Consider the following 19,401-nt stretch of genomic DNA (forward strand, 5'->3'; position numbering starts at 1 on the left):
ATATTTATAATGATTATAAATTGCAAAATTCTCCGTTTATCAGTATTTTTATAAAAATTTCAATTACAATGAATTACAGAATAGAAAAAGACACCATGGGAGAGGTACAGGTACCTGCCGATAAATTCTGGGGTGCACAAACTGAACGTTCAAGAAATAATTTCAGGATCGGACCCGAGGGATCCATGCCTCACGAGATCATCGAAGCTTTTGCCTATTTAAAAAAAGCCGCCGCTTACGCCAATACTGATCTGGGCGTTCTTCCTGCCGTAAAAAGGGATATGATCGCTAAAGTTTGTGATGAGATCCTGGAAGGGAAATTAAATGACCAGTTTCCCCTGGTGATCTGGCAAACAGGATCCGGAACACAATCCAACATGAATGTCAATGAGGTAATTTCAAACAGGGCCCATGTAAACAATGGCGGACAGCTCGGGGAGAAATCTGAGATCCATCCGAATGATGATGTCAACAAGTCCCAATCTTCCAATGATACCTACCCGACCGCCATGCATATTGCGGCATATAAAAAAATTGTAGAAGTAACCATCCCTGCTGTTGAAAAATTAAAAAATACTTTATCCGAAAAATCGAATGCATTCAAAGATATCGTCAAGATCGGAAGAACGCATCTGATGGATGCCACTCCGCTTACCCTGGGACAGGAATTTTCGGGGTATGTGGCCCAACTGGAGTTTGGCTTAAGGGCATTAAGAAATACCCTTCCCCATCTTTCCGAACTGGCTTTGGGAGGCACTGCCGTGGGAACAGGCCTGAACACTCCTAAAGGCTATGATGTGAAAGTAGCCGAATATATTGCCCGGTTTACCAATCACCCTTTTGTAACGGCTGAAAATAAATTTGAAGCACTGGCCGCCCATGATGCCATCGTGGAAACCCACGGGGCCCTAAAACAGCTGGCCGTATCTTTATTTAAAATTGCTCAGGACATCAGGCTGCTGGCATCCGGACCACGATCTGGGATCGGGGAAATCTTTATTCCTGAAAATGAGCCAGGGTCTTCCATCATGCCAGGAAAGGTGAATCCTACCCAGAATGAGGCCATGACTATGGTTTGTGCGCAGGTTTTAGGCAATGATACCACTATTTCATTTGCAGGTACACAGGGAAATTATGAGCTGAATGTTTTTAAACCCGTAATGGCTTACAATTTCCTGCAATCTGCCCAGCTAATCGCTGATGCATGCAGTTCATTCAATGATCATTGTGCCGTGGGGATCGAGCCTAATTATGAAAGGATTAAAGAACTGGTAGACAAATCTTTAATGCTGGTTACTGCCCTTAATACCCATATCGGGTATGAAAATGCGGCCAAAATTGCCAAAACAGCCCATAAGAACGGAACAACACTGAAAGAAGAAGCTGTAAAGCTGGGCTTGTTAACTGCCGAACAATTTGACGAGTGGGTAAGGCCGGAAGATATGGTTGGAAGCTTAAAATAGTCTGCTATCTGCTGTTAAATATAATTAAAAGAGGCTTAACGGTCTCTTTTTTTGGCACAGGAATAATATAAGAGATAGGCAAAACACCTACCGTAAAAAGTATAACAGGGAATAAGAACTATCGATTTTTAACAGTCTCTATTTATTTGAATAACAATTTTTTGCGTAATCTATATCATGCTATTATTTTTTTTCATAACTTAGTGATATAAAATACTCCGCTGAAAAACCTCAACTCAATAACTAACCTAAAAATAAATAACCATGAAAAATTTGAAAAAATTGAACCGGGAAAGTTTAAAGAGTGTATTGGGAGGACATACCTGTCCGGCAAACACTTACCACATCACTTACAATGGCTATCACGCATGTTGCCTGCAAATTCCTACAGGAAATCCCTGCCAATCAACATTCTGTCTTGTACCAATAGAAATGTGCGATACGGAAGGACCGTTCTAACACAAAATGTAAATAGTTGATATTTTTTTTCAGGAAAGGGACGAGAAGCTGCTTTCCGTCCCTTTATTATTTCTGTCCGGAAGTGATTTCAAGATTGTTCACATCAGCTCTTTACCTATTCACTGACACCTGGTTCGCGAAATACTGCTCCAGGTCTTTTAAGGTTTCCGGATTGGTTTGGGTATCCTTTACAATCAAGCCTTTGTTGACTACGACAATTCGGTTACAAACCTCCGTGGTATGGGATAGGTCATGACTTGAGATCAGGAATGTCACTCCATCCTGTTTTGACAGCTCTTTAATTAGATTCTTAAGCTTTATCTGTGTGGAAGGATCCAGGTTGGCAAAAGGCTCATCTAAAATGACAATTTCAGGGTTTCCGATCATTGCGCCAACAATTCCCACTTTTTTCTGATTTCCTTTGGACAAGTCCCGGACATATTTCCCTGAATTCAGGATCTCACCATTAAAAAGATCATGGAACTGTTTCAGAAATTCATCTACTGATGCCTTATTCTGCCCTCTCAATTCCCCGATAAAGTAAAAATATTCTTCCGGAGTGAGATAGCCGATGAGGAATGAATCGTCTACAAATGCCGAAACCTTGTTTTTCCAGGCTTCAGATTCATTTACTTTGATTCCGTCTATGCTTACATATCCTGTTGACGCCTGGATCAGATCCAGCATCAGGCTGAAAAGAGTGGTTTTCCCTGCTCCGTTATTTCCTACAAGGCCAAAAGTTTCGCCATTGGGAATCTCCAGGCTTTCAATATTAAGAACGGTTGCTGTTCCGTATGTTTTGGATAAATTATTTATAACGATCATATCAGTCTTTGTTTTTAAAAGCTTCTAATGTACTGTATTTTTCCACCTTGTAATGTCTTACGATGATATCAAATATCCTCTCTCTCATTAAAAATCCTATTAGCCCTAAGAGCGCAATGCTCACAACTCCGGCGGCCATCCCGAAAAAATATTTGGAGACGGCAAACACAACCATCGGCAAAAGCATCTTGGGAATCAGCAGCAGCAAAGCTTTTATATTGAAGCTGTTTTTTTGCCCGAATCTTTTCTCCTTGGAATTAAGATCAATCTGGGTCTTGTTAAAAACACCAGACCAAAGCGTAAATTGCGAATTGACCCCGATATTATACAATCCTGCCGCGAAAAAGGTAAAATAGATTTCCCATCCGAAGTACGCGTAAAATAAGGCCATGACAATTGAAACAGCCGTCATGATATTCATCAGCCACCATTTAGCTTTCAGATACTCTTTGTAGGGTACATTCAATGTCATCATCAAAGGGTAATAGGAGCTGTCAAAAGCAGGAACTCTCTGACCGAACAGGAACTGAAAGCCTCCTGTAACGAAAAGCCCCATGAACATCATCATATAAGGTGTCTTATATACGGGGGATGTAAAGATCAGCAGCCCGTAAAAGATAAAGAAAAAGCTTCCGATTAAAATGCCTTTGGTAACCTTGTTCCTCCTCAGCATTTTTACATCATTATTGATAAAGGTCCCCAGCACGCCATATTTATTTAAAAATGCTATGTTCTCCGTTTTACCTATCTGTTTTTTAGCTTCAAGACCCTGATCAAGGTAAAATTCTTTATATACATGCCGAAAGCATATCCACCACAATCCCGAAAACAGGATCACAGGCAATATTACCAGATAAGGCTTCTCATACAGATTGTAAAAGAATGCTTCAGAATAGGTGAATAACGGAATGATATTGTAGTAAGCCCCTGTTCCGGATATCACAAAAATACAGGCCACAATAACGGCTACTCTTTCATTGTCATTAAACAGGATATTGATGAAATTATTAAGGTAAAACAATAAAGAAATGCCAGTAAACCAAAAAAAGGCTTTTATGCCGTATCCGTTGAAAAAACAGATCACGGAGAATGTGATAAAAAAGAAAGAATTCAGCCAGCTGAGCGGGGTCAGAAAGGTTTTCACCAGCGCATAGTTAACGATAGTTTTCTTCGGGATATTCAAAGTAAGAAAAGGCTTGATGTTCTGCGTGGGCATCTGCTGAATGAGATATTTAAACACGAGATCGGCCATCCACAATATAACCAGATATCTGGAAACCATTTTCAACGGGTCCTCGTGCATTTCTTCCCGTACGTAGAAGAAAGCCAGAAAAGCTCCGGCTACCAGGCATATAATGAAATACACTATTCCTATCAGCCTGAAAATCTTCATGGCCAGATTGAGCCCGACAGAAGTACCACGAAAAAAACTTTTGAATTCTAATCTCAGGAACTTTAAAAACATACCTTACTTTTTTACATTAGTAAATATAACGTAAAATATGTTACAGCTTTTATCCTATCAATTCTTTTGCCTGTGCCAATGCCGCTTCGGTAATCTTACTTCCCGAAAGCAGCTGTGCGATTTCATTAAGCTTTTCCTGATCATTTAATGGGATAATGGTAGACTGTGTTTTACCGGAAATATCCTTTTTCACCACTTTATAGTTGTTATTTCCTTTTGCAGCAACCTGGGCAAGATGAGAAATAACAATAAGCTGCATGTCCCGGGACATTTCACGCATCAGGTTTCCGATTTCCTCCGCCACTTTTCCTGAAACTCCGGTATCAATTTCATCTAAAATCAGTGTAGGAAGCTCATTATTTTCGGCTATGATCTTTTTTACCGCCAGCATCACCCTTGATCTTTCTCCACCCGAAATTGCCGTTTGGATCGGTTTTAAGGGAAATCCTGAATTAGCCTGAAATAACAGCTGAATGCTTTCCTTTCCGAATGAGGTGAAATCCGGAGTATCTTGAAGTTCGATATCAACCCTGGCCTTTTCAAGCCCTAGCTTCCTGAGCAGCTCCTCCGCTTTTTTAACGAAAACAGGAATGCTTTTCTTCCTGTTCTCTGATAGCCTGCCTGCAAGGATTTGAAGTGTCTCCGTCTTTGCCGAAATATTTTTCTCGATCTCTGCAATGCTAGATTCCAGCTCAGATGCTCCTTTTTGTTCTCCGGCCAACTGATCTCTGATCTCTTTCAATGCATTAATATCAGAAACATTATGCTTAAGGAATAAAAGATTGATCTTATTGTTCAGATCAGAAAGTGAGGCCAGGTTTTCAGGATTTATTTCTATTTTTTCAGCTTCATCTTCAAGTTCTGCAATGATATCCTTTAATTCTACGAATGATGCCTCAAGGCGGCTATCCAGTTCGGCAAAACTACCTGAAACTTCCGAGATTTTTGAGAGCTTGTTCTTGGCTTCATTAAAAAAAGATAAAATCCCGATTTCTTCCTGGTGGAATCTTGCTAAAATCTGGGCAAGGTTTTCAGAGATCATTTCAGCATTTTCCTGAACAGAAAGCTGATCCTGCAGCTCCTCATAATCCACATCATCCAGCTTCAGCTCTTCAAGTTCATTCAGAAGGAATTCCTTGTAATCGCTTTCTTTAGTGGTTTCGGAAAGTTGATCCTTAAGTTTTCTAAGTTGAATTTTTAAACTCTGGAAATCAGAATACTCATTCTGGTACTCTTCTATGATCTGTCTGTTTTCAGAAAGCCCGTCAATAATTTTAAACTGGTATTCCGAAGTAAACAGATTTGAGGTTTCAAACTGTGAATGGATATCGACAAGTTGTGAAGAAAGCTCTTTGAGTACGTCCAGTGTCACCGGCACATCATTGATAAAGGCTCTTGACTTCCCCGAAGGTAAAATCTCCCTCCGGATTATGGTCTGATGTTCATAATCAAGATCATTTTCAATAAAGAATTTCTTGAACTGGTTGTTTAATGAAAATTCTGTTTCTACAATGCTTTTTTCATCTGTATTTGAAATGGACTTCACATCAGCCCTTTCTCCTAAAATAAGTCTCAGGGCCCCAAGAATAATGGATTTTCCTGCCCCTGTCTCCCCGGTGATTACCTGTAAACCATTGTGCAATGATACGTCCAGGGTATCAATAAGGGCAAAGTTTTTAATATAAATTCTCGAAAGCATTGATAATAGCAGATTACTTTAGGTACTGCAAATATAGAACTTAGAATTCAGAATTCAAGAATTGAAATTAAGCTTTTATTATTTCCACTGGTTCCACTTATTCTCGGTATACTTGGGCGCAAACATGATCATAAGCTGTTTCAGATCATTCAGTATTATTCCCCCGTTATTTCCGGAATTGAAAATATTGAAGATCTCATCACTTTTGTTATCGATAAACAGATTGAAAAAATAATTCTGCTGAAACGAGTTTTCATACATTTTGAGCTGCATAAGGGCATCAAAGATCGCTTTTTTAGCACCCGTCTGGTCCTGATTATAAAGATTGTCAAGCCCGGCCCTGTGATAGGTATAAAAAGAGGAGCGCAGCTGGGCCATGTTAGGATTCAGGATTTCACTGATCAAAATAGATCTGCTTCGGGGCTCATTAAACTGTTTCCACCCGTCGTAAGTATTTTGAGACTGTCCGTTCTGAGCGATCTGCTGGGCTTTCTGGAACCATTGGGTTCCTCCCATAGACTGAAAGCTGTCTGCATCATAACCCAATATCAGATATACATAAAAGCTGATCACATCTATGAGGTTTTTACCTGAGAATTGTCTTTCATTGAAGATAAGGTTCTCATTTTCTACATAATCAAATGAGAATTTTGTATCCTGGAGGTTCATCAGCGGAGATTCATAAGAAGTGTTATAAACCGGCCGGACCGCCTGAACAACCAGGGTTCCCGCATACCTGTTCCCATCTTTTGAAGTGATAACGATTGCGAAATTTGATTTAATTTTCTCAAAGTTCGAAAGCTTTTTCCCTGTCCAGCTTGTATTGTTGATAAAATCCTTTAAGCTTTTCTCCAAAGCTTTATAGGTCTGCTGATTACTTCCCGCCAATTGCTGGGAGTTTACCTGAACGGTAGCCAAAAGCTCCTGGGAAAAAGAGATGTTATATACAAAAAGCAGTAAAAATAAGCTGATGAATTTTTTCATTATGTTTATTAAAAATTGAGAACGGAAATTTATTAAATTTATTTTAAAAGCTGGGACTCAACAAAATCGAAGATATCTTTTGCAACTTCATCCTTAGATTTCAGACCGAACTCCTTTTTTTCCGTTCTGGTGAATATCTTTATTTTATTCGTGTCATTCCTGAACCCTGCCCCCTCGTCACGAAGGGAATTAAGAATGATCATATCCAGGTTCTTTTTTTCCAGTTTTCCTTTTGCATTTTCTTCTTCATTCTGGGTCTCCAGAGCAAAACCAACCAGGAACTGATGAGTTTTCTTTTCTCCCATCGTTTTAAGGATATCCGGGTTTTTAACCAGTTCAATAATCAGGTTCTCATCATCTTTCTTGATTTTTTCCAGGGCAACTTCTTTGGGAGCATAGTCTGCTACAGCCGCACTTGCAATGCCTATGTCCGCCTTATCATAAAATTCAAAAACCTTTGCCAGCATTTCCCTGGCTGAGGTCACCTTGTGAAGCTCCACATTAGTATCTTTAATGACCTGTGAGCTGGGGCCTGAAATTAAGATCACCCCGGCACCTCTTTTAGCTGCTTCTCCGGCCAGGGAGTACCCCATTTTGCCTGAGGAATGGTTCCCTATAAATCTTACCGGATCTATGGCCTCATAAGTAGGCCCCGCAGTGATCAAAACCGTTTTTCCTTCGAGGGTTTTAGGTGTATTATGCGTATTGAAAAAATCTTCAACTGTTTTGGCTATCGTTTCCGGCTCAGCCATTCTGCCCTGCCCAATCAGTCCGCTTGCCAATTCCCCTTCTTCAGCAGGGATAATAAAATTCCCGAAATCTTCCGCCAGCTCCAGATTTTGTTTGGTTGACGGATGCCGGTACATATCCAGGTCCATGGCCGGGGCTATGAACACCGGGCATTTTGCCGACATATAAGTGGCTATCAACAGGTTATCACAGATCCCGTGAACCATTTTAGCCAGCGTATTTGCCGTACAGGGCGCCACAATCATCACATCTGCCCATAAAGCCATTTCCACATGGCTGTTCCACGTTCCGTTATCCCCATAAAAATCTGTATAAACAGGCTTTTTAGACAGGGTGGAAATACTGAGTTTGGTTACAAAATGTTCCGCATCGGGAGACATAATTACCTGTACTTCCGCTCCTTTTTTCACAAAATCCCTTATCAGAAAGTGAATTTTATAGGCCGCAATTCCGCCGGAAATGGCAATGAGTATTTTTTTCCCTGAAAGGCTCATTCAAAATCGATTTTAAAAGAATACTAAAATACTTATTTTTTCTTATAAACAGACAATAACAAAGGTCATAAAGAAGTAAGTTTCTTTATGACCTTCATATATAAAAAACACAAATGATTATTTTCTGTCGTCTGTTTTTCTGAAATAGATATCATCGTTCAACCATTCTTCAATCGCTATGGAAGTTGGTTTCGGAAGCTTTTCGTAATGTTTGGAGATCTCAATCTGTTCCCTGTTTTCAAAAACCTCCTCCAATGTAGAATTGTGTACGGCAAACTCATCCAGTTTATTGTGTAATTCTGTACGAATTTCCGCATTGATCTGCTCAGCTCTCTTTCCCATGATAACAATAGCTTCATAGATTGAGCCTACTTTTTCTTCAATCTTATCTCTATCGTAAGTAATGGTATTTACTTCTGCTTTTGTATCTTTTACACTCATTTTGAGAATATTAATTTATTTTAAGATGGCAAATTTACGAATTATCTCTGAATTTTGAAAGTAGCTGCCGGCGGAGGGGTCTGAAGCACCGCGCTATCCCTCTGGATCTGCAATGCCTTTTTCTCTGCATCTACCTGATCCTTCATCTGCTGTTCCGTTTTGCTCTTTTCTGCCAATTTTTCAGCTTCCTTTTTCTGTCTTGCTGTAAGGGCAGCCATCTTGGCTTCGGTCTGTTTTTTAACTACGGCAAAATCCGTTTTTTCTTTTTCCAGTTTTTGTCTAAGGTCTAAAGCGGTTTTGGCATATTCCGTATTAGGAAGCTCTTTTTCCACCTGTCTGGTAAAGGCCAGGGCACTTTCTATACGTTCTTCTTTCAGGTCATATACCGAATTGGCGGCAAGCTGGTAACGGGATTTCATGATATAATCATAAATTTTCGGACGAAGCTTTGTACTTGGAAAATCTTCCAGTACGTTTTCCAATGCCACATTGGCCGCCTTATATTCAGCCATTTTAAAATATTGTCTGGCATTTTCGTAGGCTTTAAATTCAAGCTTGTATGATAATTCGTCTATCAGCTGGTTGATATTTTTAGATCTTTCAGAATTCGGATAATTATTCAAAAAGTCCTGAAGCTCATTAATTGCCAGCTCTGTGCTGGACTGATCCAGGTTATAATCCATTGATCCTTCATAGTAGCATAATGCAGACATATAAGCCGCTTCTTCCGCTCTTGGATCTTTAGGAAAACTTACGGCAAAACTCTTGAACTGATGCCCTGCCAACTTGTAGTTTTTATCATAGTAATTTGCGTATGCCGTATTAAAGCCTACATTCGGGAAATCATCTGTTCCCGCCACCAGATTAGCAAGCCTGTCATACAATGCCAGAGCATTCTTCCATTTCTTTTTGGCAAAGTTGTCATTGGCAGCTTTCAAAATAAAATTTTTATCTGCACTTTTCATTGCTCTCTCCTGCTGGCTCACACATGATGAAACCACAGCAACCGCCAAAAGACCTAAAATATATTTTTTCATAAAAAATTCAACAGTTTTCGGATTTTTCCGATCTATTAATTTGCAAAAATATAACTTTTTTGCCAATAGATTTTTTTTTATGATTATTTAACGTAATTTTAGTCTGCAGCGTATCCCAGAATGGCAAAAACACTGAGCAAGAGATTCATTCTTACCTTTTTTTCCGCCTCTTTCGCATAAGTTTCCTCACTTTTGCTCGGAACATACAGCTCATAGAAATTCTTATTCCGGATCACAAATAATGTAGAGCCGATGATGGTGGTAAGAATATCTTCGGGCTTCGGTGTAAATGTAAAAACTCCGGATGCAACTCCCTTTTTAATTACTTCATCGAGTTTTTTAACGAACAGCTGGTAAAAATCCAGCAGCTCATCTTTCAAATTATCCGTATGACGCAGCTCCTGGGTTACAAAACCATGGAAGTAATTATATTTAAACAATTGGGCAACAATATATTTTATGATCTCCTTCATCTGCATTTCAGGCTTCCCGTCCTTGATGGTATCTGCAAACTCAGAAAAGTTTTCCCTGGTTTTCAATACCCGGTACTGATAAAGGTAAGCCATCATTTTTTCTTTAGACCCAAAATAATATGAGATCATGGCAACGTTAATGTTAGCTTTGGAACAGATATCCCTTACAGAGGTACCTTCATATCCTTTTTTCGCGATAAGCTCTTCAGCAATATCTAAAATATGGATCTGTTTTTCTGTAAATTTCTTTTTCATTGCAGCGTACTTTGAGTAAAGTTAAGAATTTTTTAACAAACAAATAAACGTTCGTTTAATGATTTTAGGGTAAGCCCAAATAATAGTATTTTTGAATATGGATTTTTTTGATTTTCATCATCATAAGAAAAATATCTCTTATGGAATTTATAACCTCGAAACAGGAGCCACCCCACCGGATCAGCTTTATTCCATCGGGATTCACCCGAAAGACATCGATATGGATCATCTTGAAGATCAATTCAGCTGGCTGGGATCCAATATTACGGAAAACTGCTTTGCTATCGGAGAATGCGGTCTGGACTCCTTTGTTCAGGTCAGTTTGGAAGACCAACAGGGTGTTTTCTCAAGGCAGGTTAAAATCTCCAATGAGATAAGGAAGCCTTTAATCATCCATTGTGTAAGAAGATTCTATGAGATAATCTCCTTCAGAAAAAAGGCAGAACAGGCAATGATCATTCATGGATTCAATAAAAAGCAAAGTATTGCCGAAGATCTGCTGAAGAATAATTTTTATCTGAGTTTTGGAAAAGCTGTTTTGTATAATTTATCTTTGCAGAATACTTTGAGAATTACTCCCTTGGACAAAATCTTTTTAGAGACCGACAATGAAGATTTCAATATTGAAGAACTGTACCTGAAAGCTTCAGTAATAAAGGGTGTTTCTTTGGAAAAGCTCAATGATCAAATTTTGGACAATTTAGAGACTATAAAAAATGGATAAATACTGGTTGGAAAGGACGGAACTTCTCATCAAGGAAGAGGGTTTGGAAAAGCTGAATAAGGCAAGTGTCCTCGTGGTTGGCCTCGGTGGTGTAGGTTCTTTTGCCGCGGAATTCCTGGCAAGGGCAGGTGTAGGAAATATGACCGTTGTGGATGGTGACACCGTAGATATTACCAATATCAACCGGCAGCTACCCGCTTTGCACTCAACTGTAGGAAAGCATAAAGTGGAAATTGTTGCGGAAAGGCTTCTGGACATTAATCCTCAACTGAACCTGACCGGGATCAATGAATTTCTGAATCCTGAGCGAATGGATGAAGTGCTGGACTCAGGCAAGTTTGACTATGTTCTTGACTGTATTGACAGTGTTACCCCCAAGCTTTGCCTGATCAAGGCTGCCAAAAAAAGGAAGATTAAGATTATCAGCTCGATGGGAGCCGGGGGAAAGACAGATCCAAGCAAAGTAATGGTAAGGGACATCAGCAAAACCCATAACTGCTACCTGGCCAAACAGGTAAGGAAAAGACTTAAAAAGGAAAAAATCCATAAAGGCATCCGGTGCGTTTTTTCAAATGAGCTCCAAAAAGAGGAAAGCCTTAAAATGACGGACGGAAGCAACTTTAAAAAATCCTTTTACGGGACCATCAGTTTTATTCCCGCTATTTTCGGCCTTTACGCTGCAGCTGAAGTGATTAATCATTTAGTAAAAAAGGATTAATGCAGAACCAATTCAAGTATCCCCGGAAAGAAAAGCTTAAAAAAAATTCCGAGATCACTTTGCTTTTTGAGAAGGGCAAATGGAAAACCTGTGGAAAGCTGAGGATGATTGTTCTTAAAAACGATCCTGCAGAAAGTACGAAATTCGGAGTTTCTGTTTCCAAAAGGTATTTCAAAAAAGCGGTTCACCGAAACCGGATAAAAAGGCTCTTAAGGGAATGCTACCGCCTGCATAAGGATCTGTTCAGGGAAGCTTTCGGGGAAAGGACGCTGGCTATGCTTTTCTGGGTATCTTCTGATATGCCGGAGAAGCTTCGGGATGTTGAAGCCGAGTTTGTGAAACTTTGCCAGTCTCAGAAAAAAGCATGATCCCTGCAGGGTATAACAATAAACGGCTGATACTTTTAGCAATATAATTTTATCTGATCAGATACATACTCAGAATCTTGCATAGTTTTTGTAACTTTATGGGAAACAACCAAATCTGAAACAAAATGTTAGATCATGTTCCCTATTTACCCTATGTGCTTAGCCTGTTCATTGGCATTGGCCTGGCTGCCGCAACGGGCTTCAGAGTATTCCTTCCTATGTTTGCCGTGAGTCTGGCTTCTTATCTTCACTGGATCCCCATGAATGAGCATTTTGAATGGCTCGCGGGCCTTCCGGCACTTATTACCACCGGAATAGCAACTGTTGCGGAGATTCTGGCCTATTATATCCCGTTCGTTGATCATTTACTGGATACGATTTCAGTACCTATGGCCACTATTGCGGGCTCCATACTTTTTGCCAGCCAGTTTACTGATCTTGGAACATTCCCGCAATGGGCATTGGCTCTGATTGCAGGTGGGGGTACGGCGGCTACCATCAGTTCGGGATTTGCCGGGATCCGGGCAGCATCTACGGCTACCACAGGAGGTTTAGGAAACTCCGTGGTAGGAACCACCGAGACCGCAGGAGCGGGAGTAATGTCTTTTTTAGCCCTGGCAGCTCCGGTTATCGCTGCTATTTGTGCAATTATTCTTGTAATACTGGTTGTTGTTATTGGCAGAAAAGCCTGGCGTAAGCTAAGGAATCAGGATATGATTGATCATACCTGAAAATAAAAAGGCTGAACTGATTCAGCCTTGTATATTTTTCATTAATTTTTATTACGGAAATCTTTTATTTCCTGTATTCTTTTTTCAAAATATTCTTTCTTGTCAGGATTTTTATCTATTAAGATTTCAAAGGCTCTTATCGCTTTCGCATATAGCTTCTGTTCAAAGTAAAGGTTAGCCAGTGTCTCCGTCATCAGATGCGAAATATCGTCAGTTTTCTCTTTGATCACATAATTGCTTTCTTCTTTTAACTGGCTGATCTTCGGATTGTTTTCAATAAAGGTATCGATTACCTTTAATTTATTTTCCACTTTTTCCTTTCCGGTTTTTTCAGACCTGTCTATCTTAAGCCAGTTTTGCCAGGTATTGATGAATCCAGGGACATTGCTGACGGCCGGGGCTTTTTCCGGCTTCTCCACAGTACTTTTTCCGGTTTCTTTCTCAACACCTTCGCCTTCTTCTTTTGCCGGCTGGATCGTCCAGCTCGAAATATCTGAGCTAAAGAAAGAAACATTCATTACCGGGGCCTCATTCTGACCTTCTCGGGATTCCACCATTTGCGGATCTTCCTTCAGGCCGTCTGCTGTTACAAATTCTTCAGACCTGTCTTCCTTGAGGTCCGGAAGATCTTTTATTTCAGGTAAAATTGCTGTATGTTCCGGTTTTGTTTCCGGAGAAGCCTCAACCTTCCGGGGCTCCGCATGTGCCGGTTTATCAATAAGGGAATCCGGGATATGGGTTTCAATATTCATTGGCTTCCATGAAGATCTGACCTCTGCAACGGCTTCCATTTTTTCCACCTGCTGTACAGATTCGTCGTGCTTTTCCGGTTTTACTTCTTCAGGTTTCTCTGTTTCCTGCTTTTGTTCAGCTTTTTCTTCAGCAGATGCAACATGGAAGCTTTGAGTTTCTGCAAAGCTGATCTCATGGCCCTCAGCCTCAGGCTCATTTTTCATTTCTTTCTGAGCAACAGCCTTCCCAGCCTTCATTTTTTTCTCAACTTCTTCTATCAGACGTCTCATTTCCTCCTCATGCCTGTTGACATTTTCCGTTCGCTGAGACTCAGACTTTATCGCCTGTTCCGCATTAGACCGGATCTTCACCTCCGGCATAAAGGAGTCCAGCCCATGAAAACTCAGCTCCCCATTATCACGAGGAGATTGTTTTTCTTCGCCTGAAGAGATCTCATCTGCTTCTGAGGCACTCGGGGAAGCGGGTCCGTCCTCTCTGCGGTTTTCTTTTCCACTTTCCTCAGTATCTTTTTCAGCAGCTGCCGGAATATTCACTTCAGGCAGGAAAGATGCCGTTTCCTGAAAACTTAATTCTGATGTATCGGTGATTTCTTCTTTTTCTGTTGTGGAAGAAATTTTATCTTCTTCGATAATGGTTTCAGGGGTACCGGAAACTTCTTTCTGATTTTCAAAATCATTTTCCCGATTATCGTCCTGGAACTTAGGTTTTTCCTGTTTCCGTTGCGTTACCAGAGTTCCTGATTCTAAAGTAGATTCCACATCAATGACCTCGGCTGCCTCCAGCAGGAAGTTTTCTTCTCCTTCGAATAAAATCCTGTTACGTTCACCATTTACATACACATATTTAATATCTGTTTGAGAGGCTGGTAGGACGTAGCATGCTTCTTTTTGGGCTTTGGGCTGTTTCTCCTCTCTTTTGATGGGAAAGCCTTTGCTTTCATAAATGTATTTAAAGGTATTTTTAGCCATTCCAGGCTTTTCCGTAACTATCTCGGTTTTGGGCTTCTGCTGTATTTTACCGTTGATCAGCTGATACAGAATCTTTTTATCCGTGGTATAAGCTGCTGTTGTAGTAAGCTCTTTCTGATAGTTCTCCTTATCGTACAGGTGTACACCATACAGATGCAACGCTCTGATATTCTGAATATAGGGAAAAGAATTAATCTCTTCTTTCAAAAGATAAAGATCTTCTGATTGAATGTTTTTAGGGTTTTTCAATAATTCTAAGACTCTAGGATTCATTTTACCAGTTTGCTACAATGTCGTTAAATATTTTATTGATAATTCTTTCAGTTACAATTTTCACCTGAGAGGTTTCAATGTCACTCTGCGACAGGCTGCTGTTGAAGACAGCCTCATCAGAATATGTTCTGTCGAAGCTCAGTTCCGGGTGTAATTTATTTTCGTAATGCACCTTTACGGTGATCGTTAGTTTATTCTGGGATTCGTTGATAACTCCTCCTGTAGACGTAGTCGTTGTATTTGAACTGATCGTTGTAGGGGTAATGGAATAGTCCGTAATTTCTCCCTCTATCAGGATATCAGGGTTTTCTTTGGTTCCTTTTAAAGTTGTCCTCTGCAGGAAACGGTTTTGGATATCAGTGGAAAACTGTTGTGATAAGGCGGGATTTACCAATGCAGCGTTGTTGGGAAATTCATTGATCTGAACCGTTTTTTCGTCCGTTAAGGATGATCCTGTAAAGCTATAGCAGGAATGCAGAAACCCCAGGCATATTATAAACAGCCAGCTTAATTTCAGTTTTTTAGTGATATTTTTAATATTAATATTCATTTTTTGATCCTATTTCTTTTATTTCATCATATTCTATCTGCTGCATGGCATCTTCATAAGCAAAATAATGGGCTGTGTACACCAATGGTAAGGTAAAGAAAATACCAATCCCGCATAGCAGGATTCCCAGTTGCCCAATAATGCTTATTACAAGCGAGAATAAGAATATTGACAGTAAATTATTTTTCCCCATTATAACGGACATATTCCAGGCTGTTTTCACCTCCTTTATCCCCCCGAACGAAATTAAAGCGGGAATATAGAACCCTTTAAGTGTAATTATCAGAATTGCAAGGGATAATATAACCAGATAAGGGATAAAAAAAGCAAAGAAAGCAGTAGACGGCTCCCCGTTTTCTCCGGTCAGAACCGGTATCATGATAAACATAGGGATATAAAGCAGAAATATTCCCCCAATCAGGATCAACTGCAAAATAAAGTAAGGAGTAAAATCATCAAAATTGAAAATATCACCCGGGCTGGCCTGCTGCCTTTTATTCAGCCTTCTGCAATATTTATAAAAATTCCCTACCGCTAAAAAGCTACAGAAAGGAATGATTGACATTACGATGCAGAAAAAGAAGGCCAGGAAAACATTTCCGAAATCTTTTTTTAAGAGGTCAACTCCTTTACTGATGTATTCATTAAACTTAAAATCGATGGGCTTTGCTTGAACTTTTAGCATTTTTGTTAGTCTTCCAGGTTATATTGTTTTATTTTTCTATAGAGTGTTCTTTGTGAGATTCCCAGCTCATCGGCAGCTTTGTTTCGACGTCCTTTATGCTTTTCCAGTGCTTTAATGATCAAATCTTTCTCGTTATTCTGAAGGGAGAGGGATTCGGGTTTATTTTCTTCAACCTCAATGTCCTCAACATCTTCATAGCTGTTGTCCGGATTAGAGATAATGGTAGGAGTCTGCACCTCATTTTTATCTTCAAAATACAGTAAAGAATTCGGGTTTACCGTTTTCTGGCTTTCTGCAGGAGTATAGATCCTGTTGATCAGGTTTTTCTCATGACTGCTCAGGTCTGCTGCGCCCCGGTTCTTTATCAGCTCCGAAGTTAAGGATTTTAAATCATTTATATCATTCCGCATATCGAAGAGAATTTTATACATGATCTCTCTTTCGCTGCTGAAATCTGTTTGCTTTTGGGAGCCAGGTGTATTTACCACCATTGGCAAATGTGCATCCATAGGTATGTATTCCGCCAGCTTTTCCACCGTAACCTTCCTGTTCCTCTCCACTACAGTCATCTGCTCCACCAGATTCCTCAGCTGGCGGACATTTCCCGGGAAGGAATAGTTTTCAATATAATGTATGGCACTGGGTTCCAGCTCCAGCTCCGGCATTCTGTACTTTTCAGCAAAGTCTATAGCAAATTTCCGGAACAGCAAATGAATATCTCCTTTTCTCTCGCGCAGGGGAGGCATATCAATCTGTACCGTGTTCAAACGGTAGTATAAGTCTTCACGGAACCTGCCATCCTGTATGGCTTTCATCATATTCACATTGGTTGCAGCCACAATTCTTACATTCGTCTTCTGAACCTGAGAAGATCCTACCTTCATAAATTCTCCGCTTTCCAGTACTCTTAAGAGACGGACCTGTGTCTGCAACGGGAGTTCCCCTACTTCGTCCAAAAAGATGGTTCCTCCGTCCGCCACTTCAAAATAGCCTTTTCTGGTGGCTGTAGCTCCTGTAAAAGCTCCTTTTTCATGACCGAACAATTCGGAGTCTATGGTTCCTTCGGGAATGGCCCCACAATTCACCACAATATAAGGCTGATGTTTTCTTCTGGATTCTGAATGAATGATTTTAGGAATAAATTCTTTTCCGACACCGCTTTCTCCGATCACTAAAACGGAAATATCCGTTGGCGCAACCTGGATCGCTTTTTCCAAAGCCCGGTTCAAAGCCGGGAAATTGCCGATAATTCCAAAACGATTTTTTATATTCTGTAATTCGTTACTCATAAGTAAATTAGATTATTGATTTTTAATATGATCTGCCTCACAATAACAGATCTGTGTCAGCCGGTTTCAAGCAATTGCTTATTCAGCCCATTAAATCCAGATAATCCTTGTTTCTGATTTTTGAAACTTTACTTTTAAAATGTTCATCTTCCGGAAAGCCACATTCATTACCCTGTTTTTCAAAGTTTTTCAGGACCTCATCATGACCGCATGCTACAGAGCCAATAAGACCTTGCTTTCCAGTATAGAAATTCCTGTATGGTTTTCCGGAAAAGATTTTCCCAATAAGAGCAAGAGCTTTTTGCTTTTGATGTATCGTAAAATATAAAGCTTGCTTTTCCTGTTTTTCTTTACAATTCCGGGAGTTTAAAAGCTTGCTGTACACTTCGCACAGCTTTTTATAATCCTCATTTTCAACAGCAATATTGCCGATGTGTGCAGAAATATTACTGCAGATCATCACCAATAAAATACTCAGGCAATATTTATGAATTCTTTCCATGTTTATTTTATGGTTGCTATTGATGGTAATTCTATTTAATGATTTGAAAAAGGGTTATTTAACTGTTTCCCCCAAAAGTGTGCCTTGTGTATTGTCAAAAACAAAAACGTCCACAATGTCACCTATTTTCTGGCCTTCCAGCTTATCAAACACACAAACGGCATTCTGTGAATTCCGGCCTTTCCATTGGTTTTCATTCTTTTTGGAAGTTCCTTCAATTAAAATCTGATGTACTCTTCCCACATAAGACCGCATCCGCTTTCTGGATAATTCACCCTGTAAGGCAATGACCTCTGCCAAACGTCTTTGTTTAACCTCAGCGGGGATGTTGTCCTCCATTTTTTTGTGAGCCGGAGTTCCCGGTCTTTCCGAATAGGCGAACATATATCCATAATCATACTCCACCTCTTTCATCAGGCTTAGTGTATCCTGATGATCTTCCTCAGTTTCATTACAAAAACCGACGATCATATCCTGGGAAAATGCGATATCCGGAACAATTTCCTTTGCTTTCCGGATAAGATCAAGGTATTCTTCCCGGGTATGTTGTCTGTTCATGGCCTGAAGCATATTATTGCTGCCGCTTTGAACAGGAAGGTGAACGTATTTGCAAATATTATCATATTTAGCCATCATCCTGAATACCTCCAGGCTCATATCCTGAGGATTGGATGTTGAGAACCTGATTCTCATCCCGGGAACAGCAATGGCTACCATTTCAAGAAGCCGGGCAAAATTAATCGCTGTGGCTTTCTGCATTTCAGTGGCCTTAGCAAAATCCTTTTTCGGCCCTCCTCCATACCAAAGGTATGAATCCACGTTCTGTCCTAAGAGGGTAACTTCTTTATACCCGTTGTTCCAGAGGCCTTTGCACTCTTCAATAATAGAATGCGGATCGCGGCTTCTTTCCCTTCCTCTTGTAAACGGAACCACACAGAAGGTACACATATTGTCGCAACCTCTGGTAATGGTAACAAAGGCAGTAACACCGTTTCCTCCCAAGCGTACGGGATTGATATCTGCATAGGTTTCTTCTTTTGAAAGAATGACGTTAATTGCCTCTCTTCCGTCCTCGGTTTCTTTCAGAAGGTTGGGAAGGTCTCTATAGGCATCCGGCCCGACAACCAGATCAACCAGTTGCTCCTCTTCCAAAAACTTGGTTTTCAGCCTTTCGGCCATACATCCGAGAACCCCAACCGTCATATTCGGTTTTTCTTTCTTCAGGTTTTTAAACTGGGACAGCCTCATCCTTACGGTCTGCTCTGCTTTTTCACGGATCGAGCATGTATTTAAAAGGATAAGATCTGCTTCTTCCGCTTTCAGGGTTGTATTATATCCCTGTTCATTAAGAATAGAGGCTACAATTTCGGAGTCAGAGAAATTCATCTGACAGCCATAGCTCTCCAAAAACAATTTTTTAGAGTTTCCGGCTTTTTCAGCAATAGCCAGAGCTTCACCCTGTTTTGTTTCGTCTATATATTTTTCTTGCACAGTT

At 40.2% G+C, this 19,401-nt stretch carries 20 protein-coding genes; 6 read left to right on the top strand and 14 right to left on the bottom strand.

The genetic code is table 11. From position 1 onward, the window contains the following. Positions 1-68 precede the first annotated feature (68 nt). A complete protein-coding gene (gene fumC, locus ABMQ40_RS03405; RefSeq protein WP_370896562.1) occupies positions 69-1,463 on the top strand; it encodes a class II fumarate hydratase in 1,395 nt (464 codons plus the stop codon). 264 nt (positions 1,464-1,727) lie between these two features. Next, positions 1,728-1,922: a bacteriocin-like protein gene (locus ABMQ40_RS16710; protein ID WP_442340150.1), complete on the top strand. Its 195-nt coding sequence runs from the start codon at positions 1,728-1,730 to the stop codon at positions 1,920-1,922. Between the two features lie 111 nt (positions 1,923-2,033). On the opposite strand, the gene ABMQ40_RS03410 is transcribed toward ABMQ40_RS16710, so the two are convergent. The 8 genes from ABMQ40_RS03410 to ABMQ40_RS03445 form a co-directional block, all read right to left on the bottom strand. Further along, positions 2,034-2,747 (bottom strand): ABC transporter ATP-binding protein, encoded by a 714-nt coding sequence (locus tag ABMQ40_RS03410; RefSeq protein ID WP_370896564.1) that lies wholly within the window; start codon positions 2,745-2,747, stop codon positions 2,034-2,036. Between the two features lies 1 nt (position 2,748). Continuing rightward, on the bottom strand, positions 2,749-4,212 hold the full coding sequence (locus tag ABMQ40_RS03415) for a DUF5687 family protein (RefSeq protein ID WP_370896566.1): 1,464 nt from the start codon (positions 4,210-4,212) through the stop codon (positions 2,749-2,751). Between the two features lie 49 nt (positions 4,213-4,261). Continuing rightward, the gene (locus ABMQ40_RS03420; protein ID WP_370896568.1) at positions 4,262-5,911 is read right to left on the bottom strand and encodes a DNA repair protein RecN; all 1,650 of its coding nucleotides are present in this window, start codon (positions 5,909-5,911) and stop codon (positions 4,262-4,264) included. Positions 5,912-5,989: 78 nt separating this feature from the next. Further along, complete coding sequence (gene porD, locus ABMQ40_RS03425) at positions 5,990-6,895, bottom strand: type IX secretion system protein PorD (protein WP_370896570.1); 906 nt, start codon at positions 6,893-6,895, stop codon at positions 5,990-5,992. A 38-nt stretch (positions 6,896-6,933) separates the two neighbouring features. Beyond that, positions 6,934-8,139, bottom strand: a complete 1,206-nt coding sequence (gene coaBC / locus ABMQ40_RS03430; protein WP_370896572.1) for a bifunctional phosphopantothenoylcysteine decarboxylase/phosphopantothenate--cysteine ligase CoaBC — start codon at positions 8,137-8,139, stop codon at positions 6,934-6,936. 117 nt (positions 8,140-8,256) lie between these two features. Next, positions 8,257-8,580, bottom strand: a complete 324-nt coding sequence (locus ABMQ40_RS03435) for a DNA-directed RNA polymerase subunit omega (RefSeq protein ID WP_370896574.1) — start codon at positions 8,578-8,580, stop codon at positions 8,257-8,259. A 41-nt stretch (positions 8,581-8,621) separates the two neighbouring features. Continuing rightward, a complete protein-coding gene (locus ABMQ40_RS03440) occupies positions 8,622-9,617 on the bottom strand; it encodes an outer membrane protein assembly factor BamD (RefSeq protein WP_370896576.1) in 996 nt (331 codons plus the stop codon). A 98-nt stretch (positions 9,618-9,715) separates the two neighbouring features. Then, complete coding sequence (locus tag ABMQ40_RS03445) at positions 9,716-10,345, bottom strand: TetR/AcrR family transcriptional regulator (protein WP_370896578.1); 630 nt, start codon at positions 10,343-10,345, stop codon at positions 9,716-9,718. Between the two features lie 97 nt (positions 10,346-10,442). On the opposite strand from ABMQ40_RS03445, the gene ABMQ40_RS03450 reads away from it, so the two are divergent. From ABMQ40_RS03450 to ABMQ40_RS03465, 4 genes are all read left to right on the top strand, one after another. After that, positions 10,443-11,069, top strand: coding sequence for a TatD family hydrolase (locus tag ABMQ40_RS03450; RefSeq protein ID WP_370896580.1), 627 nt, complete (start codon positions 10,443-10,445; stop codon positions 11,067-11,069). After that, entirely contained in the window at positions 11,062-11,787 is a 726-nt protein-coding gene (locus ABMQ40_RS03455; RefSeq protein ID WP_370896582.1) for a tRNA threonylcarbamoyladenosine dehydratase, read from the top strand. Before ABMQ40_RS03450 ends, ABMQ40_RS03455 begins: the two co-directional genes overlap by 8 nt. Then, entirely contained in the window at positions 11,787-12,155 is a 369-nt protein-coding gene (gene rnpA, locus ABMQ40_RS03460; protein WP_370896584.1) for a ribonuclease P protein component, read from the top strand. The genes ABMQ40_RS03455 and rnpA overlap by 1 nt, the downstream gene beginning before the upstream one ends. Positions 12,156-12,280: 125 nt before the next feature. Continuing rightward, positions 12,281-12,886, top strand: coding sequence for a DUF4126 domain-containing protein (locus ABMQ40_RS03465; RefSeq protein WP_370896586.1), 606 nt, complete (start codon positions 12,281-12,283; stop codon positions 12,884-12,886). A gap of 41 nt (positions 12,887-12,927) precedes the next feature. Here the strand turns inward: ABMQ40_RS03465 and ABMQ40_RS03470 are convergent, their stop codons facing one another. From ABMQ40_RS03470 to miaB, 6 genes are all read right to left on the bottom strand, one after another. Beyond that, complete coding sequence (locus tag ABMQ40_RS03470; protein ID WP_370896588.1) at positions 12,928-14,880, bottom strand: DUF8458 domain-containing protein; 1,953 nt, start codon at positions 14,878-14,880, stop codon at positions 12,928-12,930. Position 14,881: 1 nt separating this feature from the next. Continuing rightward, on the bottom strand, positions 14,882-15,430 hold the full coding sequence (locus ABMQ40_RS03475) for an LptE family protein (RefSeq protein WP_370896590.1): 549 nt from the start codon (positions 15,428-15,430) through the stop codon (positions 14,882-14,884). Then, a complete protein-coding gene (locus tag ABMQ40_RS03480; protein ID WP_370896592.1) occupies positions 15,420-16,115 on the bottom strand; it encodes a hypothetical protein in 696 nt (231 codons plus the stop codon). The genes ABMQ40_RS03475 and ABMQ40_RS03480 overlap by 11 nt, the downstream gene beginning before the upstream one ends. A gap of 5 nt (positions 16,116-16,120) precedes the next feature. Further along, positions 16,121-17,404: a sigma-54 interaction domain-containing protein gene (locus ABMQ40_RS03485; RefSeq protein ID WP_370896594.1), complete on the bottom strand. Its 1,284-nt coding sequence runs from the start codon at positions 17,402-17,404 to the stop codon at positions 16,121-16,123. An 82-nt stretch (positions 17,405-17,486) separates the two neighbouring features. Next, positions 17,487-17,906, bottom strand: a complete 420-nt coding sequence (locus tag ABMQ40_RS03490; protein WP_370896596.1) for a hypothetical protein — start codon at positions 17,904-17,906, stop codon at positions 17,487-17,489. A 54-nt stretch (positions 17,907-17,960) separates the two neighbouring features. Further along, the gene (gene miaB, locus ABMQ40_RS03495; protein ID WP_370896598.1) at positions 17,961-19,397 is read right to left on the bottom strand and encodes a tRNA (N6-isopentenyl adenosine(37)-C2)-methylthiotransferase MiaB; all 1,437 of its coding nucleotides are present in this window, start codon (positions 19,395-19,397) and stop codon (positions 17,961-17,963) included. Between the last annotated feature and the right edge of the window lie 4 nt (positions 19,398-19,401).

The organism is Chryseobacterium gossypii (genome assembly GCF_041361455.1).
In the GTDB taxonomy this organism is placed as follows: Bacteria; Bacteroidota; Bacteroidia; order Flavobacteriales; family Weeksellaceae; genus Chryseobacterium; species Chryseobacterium gossypii.

Coding starts and splice junctions, on each gene's coding strand:
- fumC (WP_370896562.1), top strand. CDS start 69: ATGAATTACAGAATAGAAAAAGACACCATGGGAGAGGTACAGGTACCT.
- ABMQ40_RS16710 (WP_442340150.1), top strand. CDS start 1,728: ATGAAAAATTTGAAAAAATTGAACCGGGAAAGTTTAAAGAGTGTATTG.
- ABMQ40_RS03410 (WP_370896564.1), bottom strand. CDS start 2,747: ATGATCGTTATAAATAATTTATCCAAAACATACGGAACAGCAACCGTT.
- ABMQ40_RS03415 (WP_370896566.1), bottom strand. CDS start 4,212: ATGTTTTTAAAGTTCCTGAGATTAGAATTCAAAAGTTTTTTTCGTGGT.
- ABMQ40_RS03420 (WP_370896568.1), bottom strand. CDS start 5,911: ATGCTTTCGAGAATTTATATTAAAAACTTTGCCCTTATTGATACCCTG.
- porD (WP_370896570.1), bottom strand. CDS start 6,895: ATGAAAAAATTCATCAGCTTATTTTTACTGCTTTTTGTATATAACATC.
- coaBC (WP_370896572.1), bottom strand. CDS start 8,139: ATGAGCCTTTCAGGGAAAAAAATACTCATTGCCATTTCCGGCGGAATT.
- ABMQ40_RS03435 (WP_370896574.1), bottom strand. CDS start 8,580: ATGAGTGTAAAAGATACAAAAGCAGAAGTAAATACCATTACTTACGAT.
- ABMQ40_RS03440 (WP_370896576.1), bottom strand. CDS start 9,617: ATGAAAAAATATATTTTAGGTCTTTTGGCGGTTGCTGTGGTTTCATCA.
- ABMQ40_RS03445 (WP_370896578.1), bottom strand. CDS start 10,345: ATGAAAAAGAAATTTACAGAAAAACAGATCCATATTTTAGATATTGCT.
- ABMQ40_RS03450 (WP_370896580.1), top strand. CDS start 10,443: ATGGATTTTTTTGATTTTCATCATCATAAGAAAAATATCTCTTATGGA.
- ABMQ40_RS03455 (WP_370896582.1), top strand. CDS start 11,062: ATGGATAAATACTGGTTGGAAAGGACGGAACTTCTCATCAAGGAAGAG.
- rnpA (WP_370896584.1), top strand. CDS start 11,787: ATGCAGAACCAATTCAAGTATCCCCGGAAAGAAAAGCTTAAAAAAAAT.
- ABMQ40_RS03465 (WP_370896586.1), top strand. CDS start 12,281: ATGTTAGATCATGTTCCCTATTTACCCTATGTGCTTAGCCTGTTCATT.
- ABMQ40_RS03470 (WP_370896588.1), bottom strand. CDS start 14,880: ATGAATCCTAGAGTCTTAGAATTATTGAAAAACCCTAAAAACATTCAA.
- ABMQ40_RS03475 (WP_370896590.1), bottom strand. CDS start 15,430: ATGAATATTAATATTAAAAATATCACTAAAAAACTGAAATTAAGCTGG.
- ABMQ40_RS03480 (WP_370896592.1), bottom strand. CDS start 16,115: ATGCTAAAAGTTCAAGCAAAGCCCATCGATTTTAAGTTTAATGAATAC.
- ABMQ40_RS03485 (WP_370896594.1), bottom strand. CDS start 17,404: ATGAGTAACGAATTACAGAATATAAAAAATCGTTTTGGAATTATCGGC.
- ABMQ40_RS03490 (WP_370896596.1), bottom strand. CDS start 17,906: ATGGAAAGAATTCATAAATATTGCCTGAGTATTTTATTGGTGATGATC.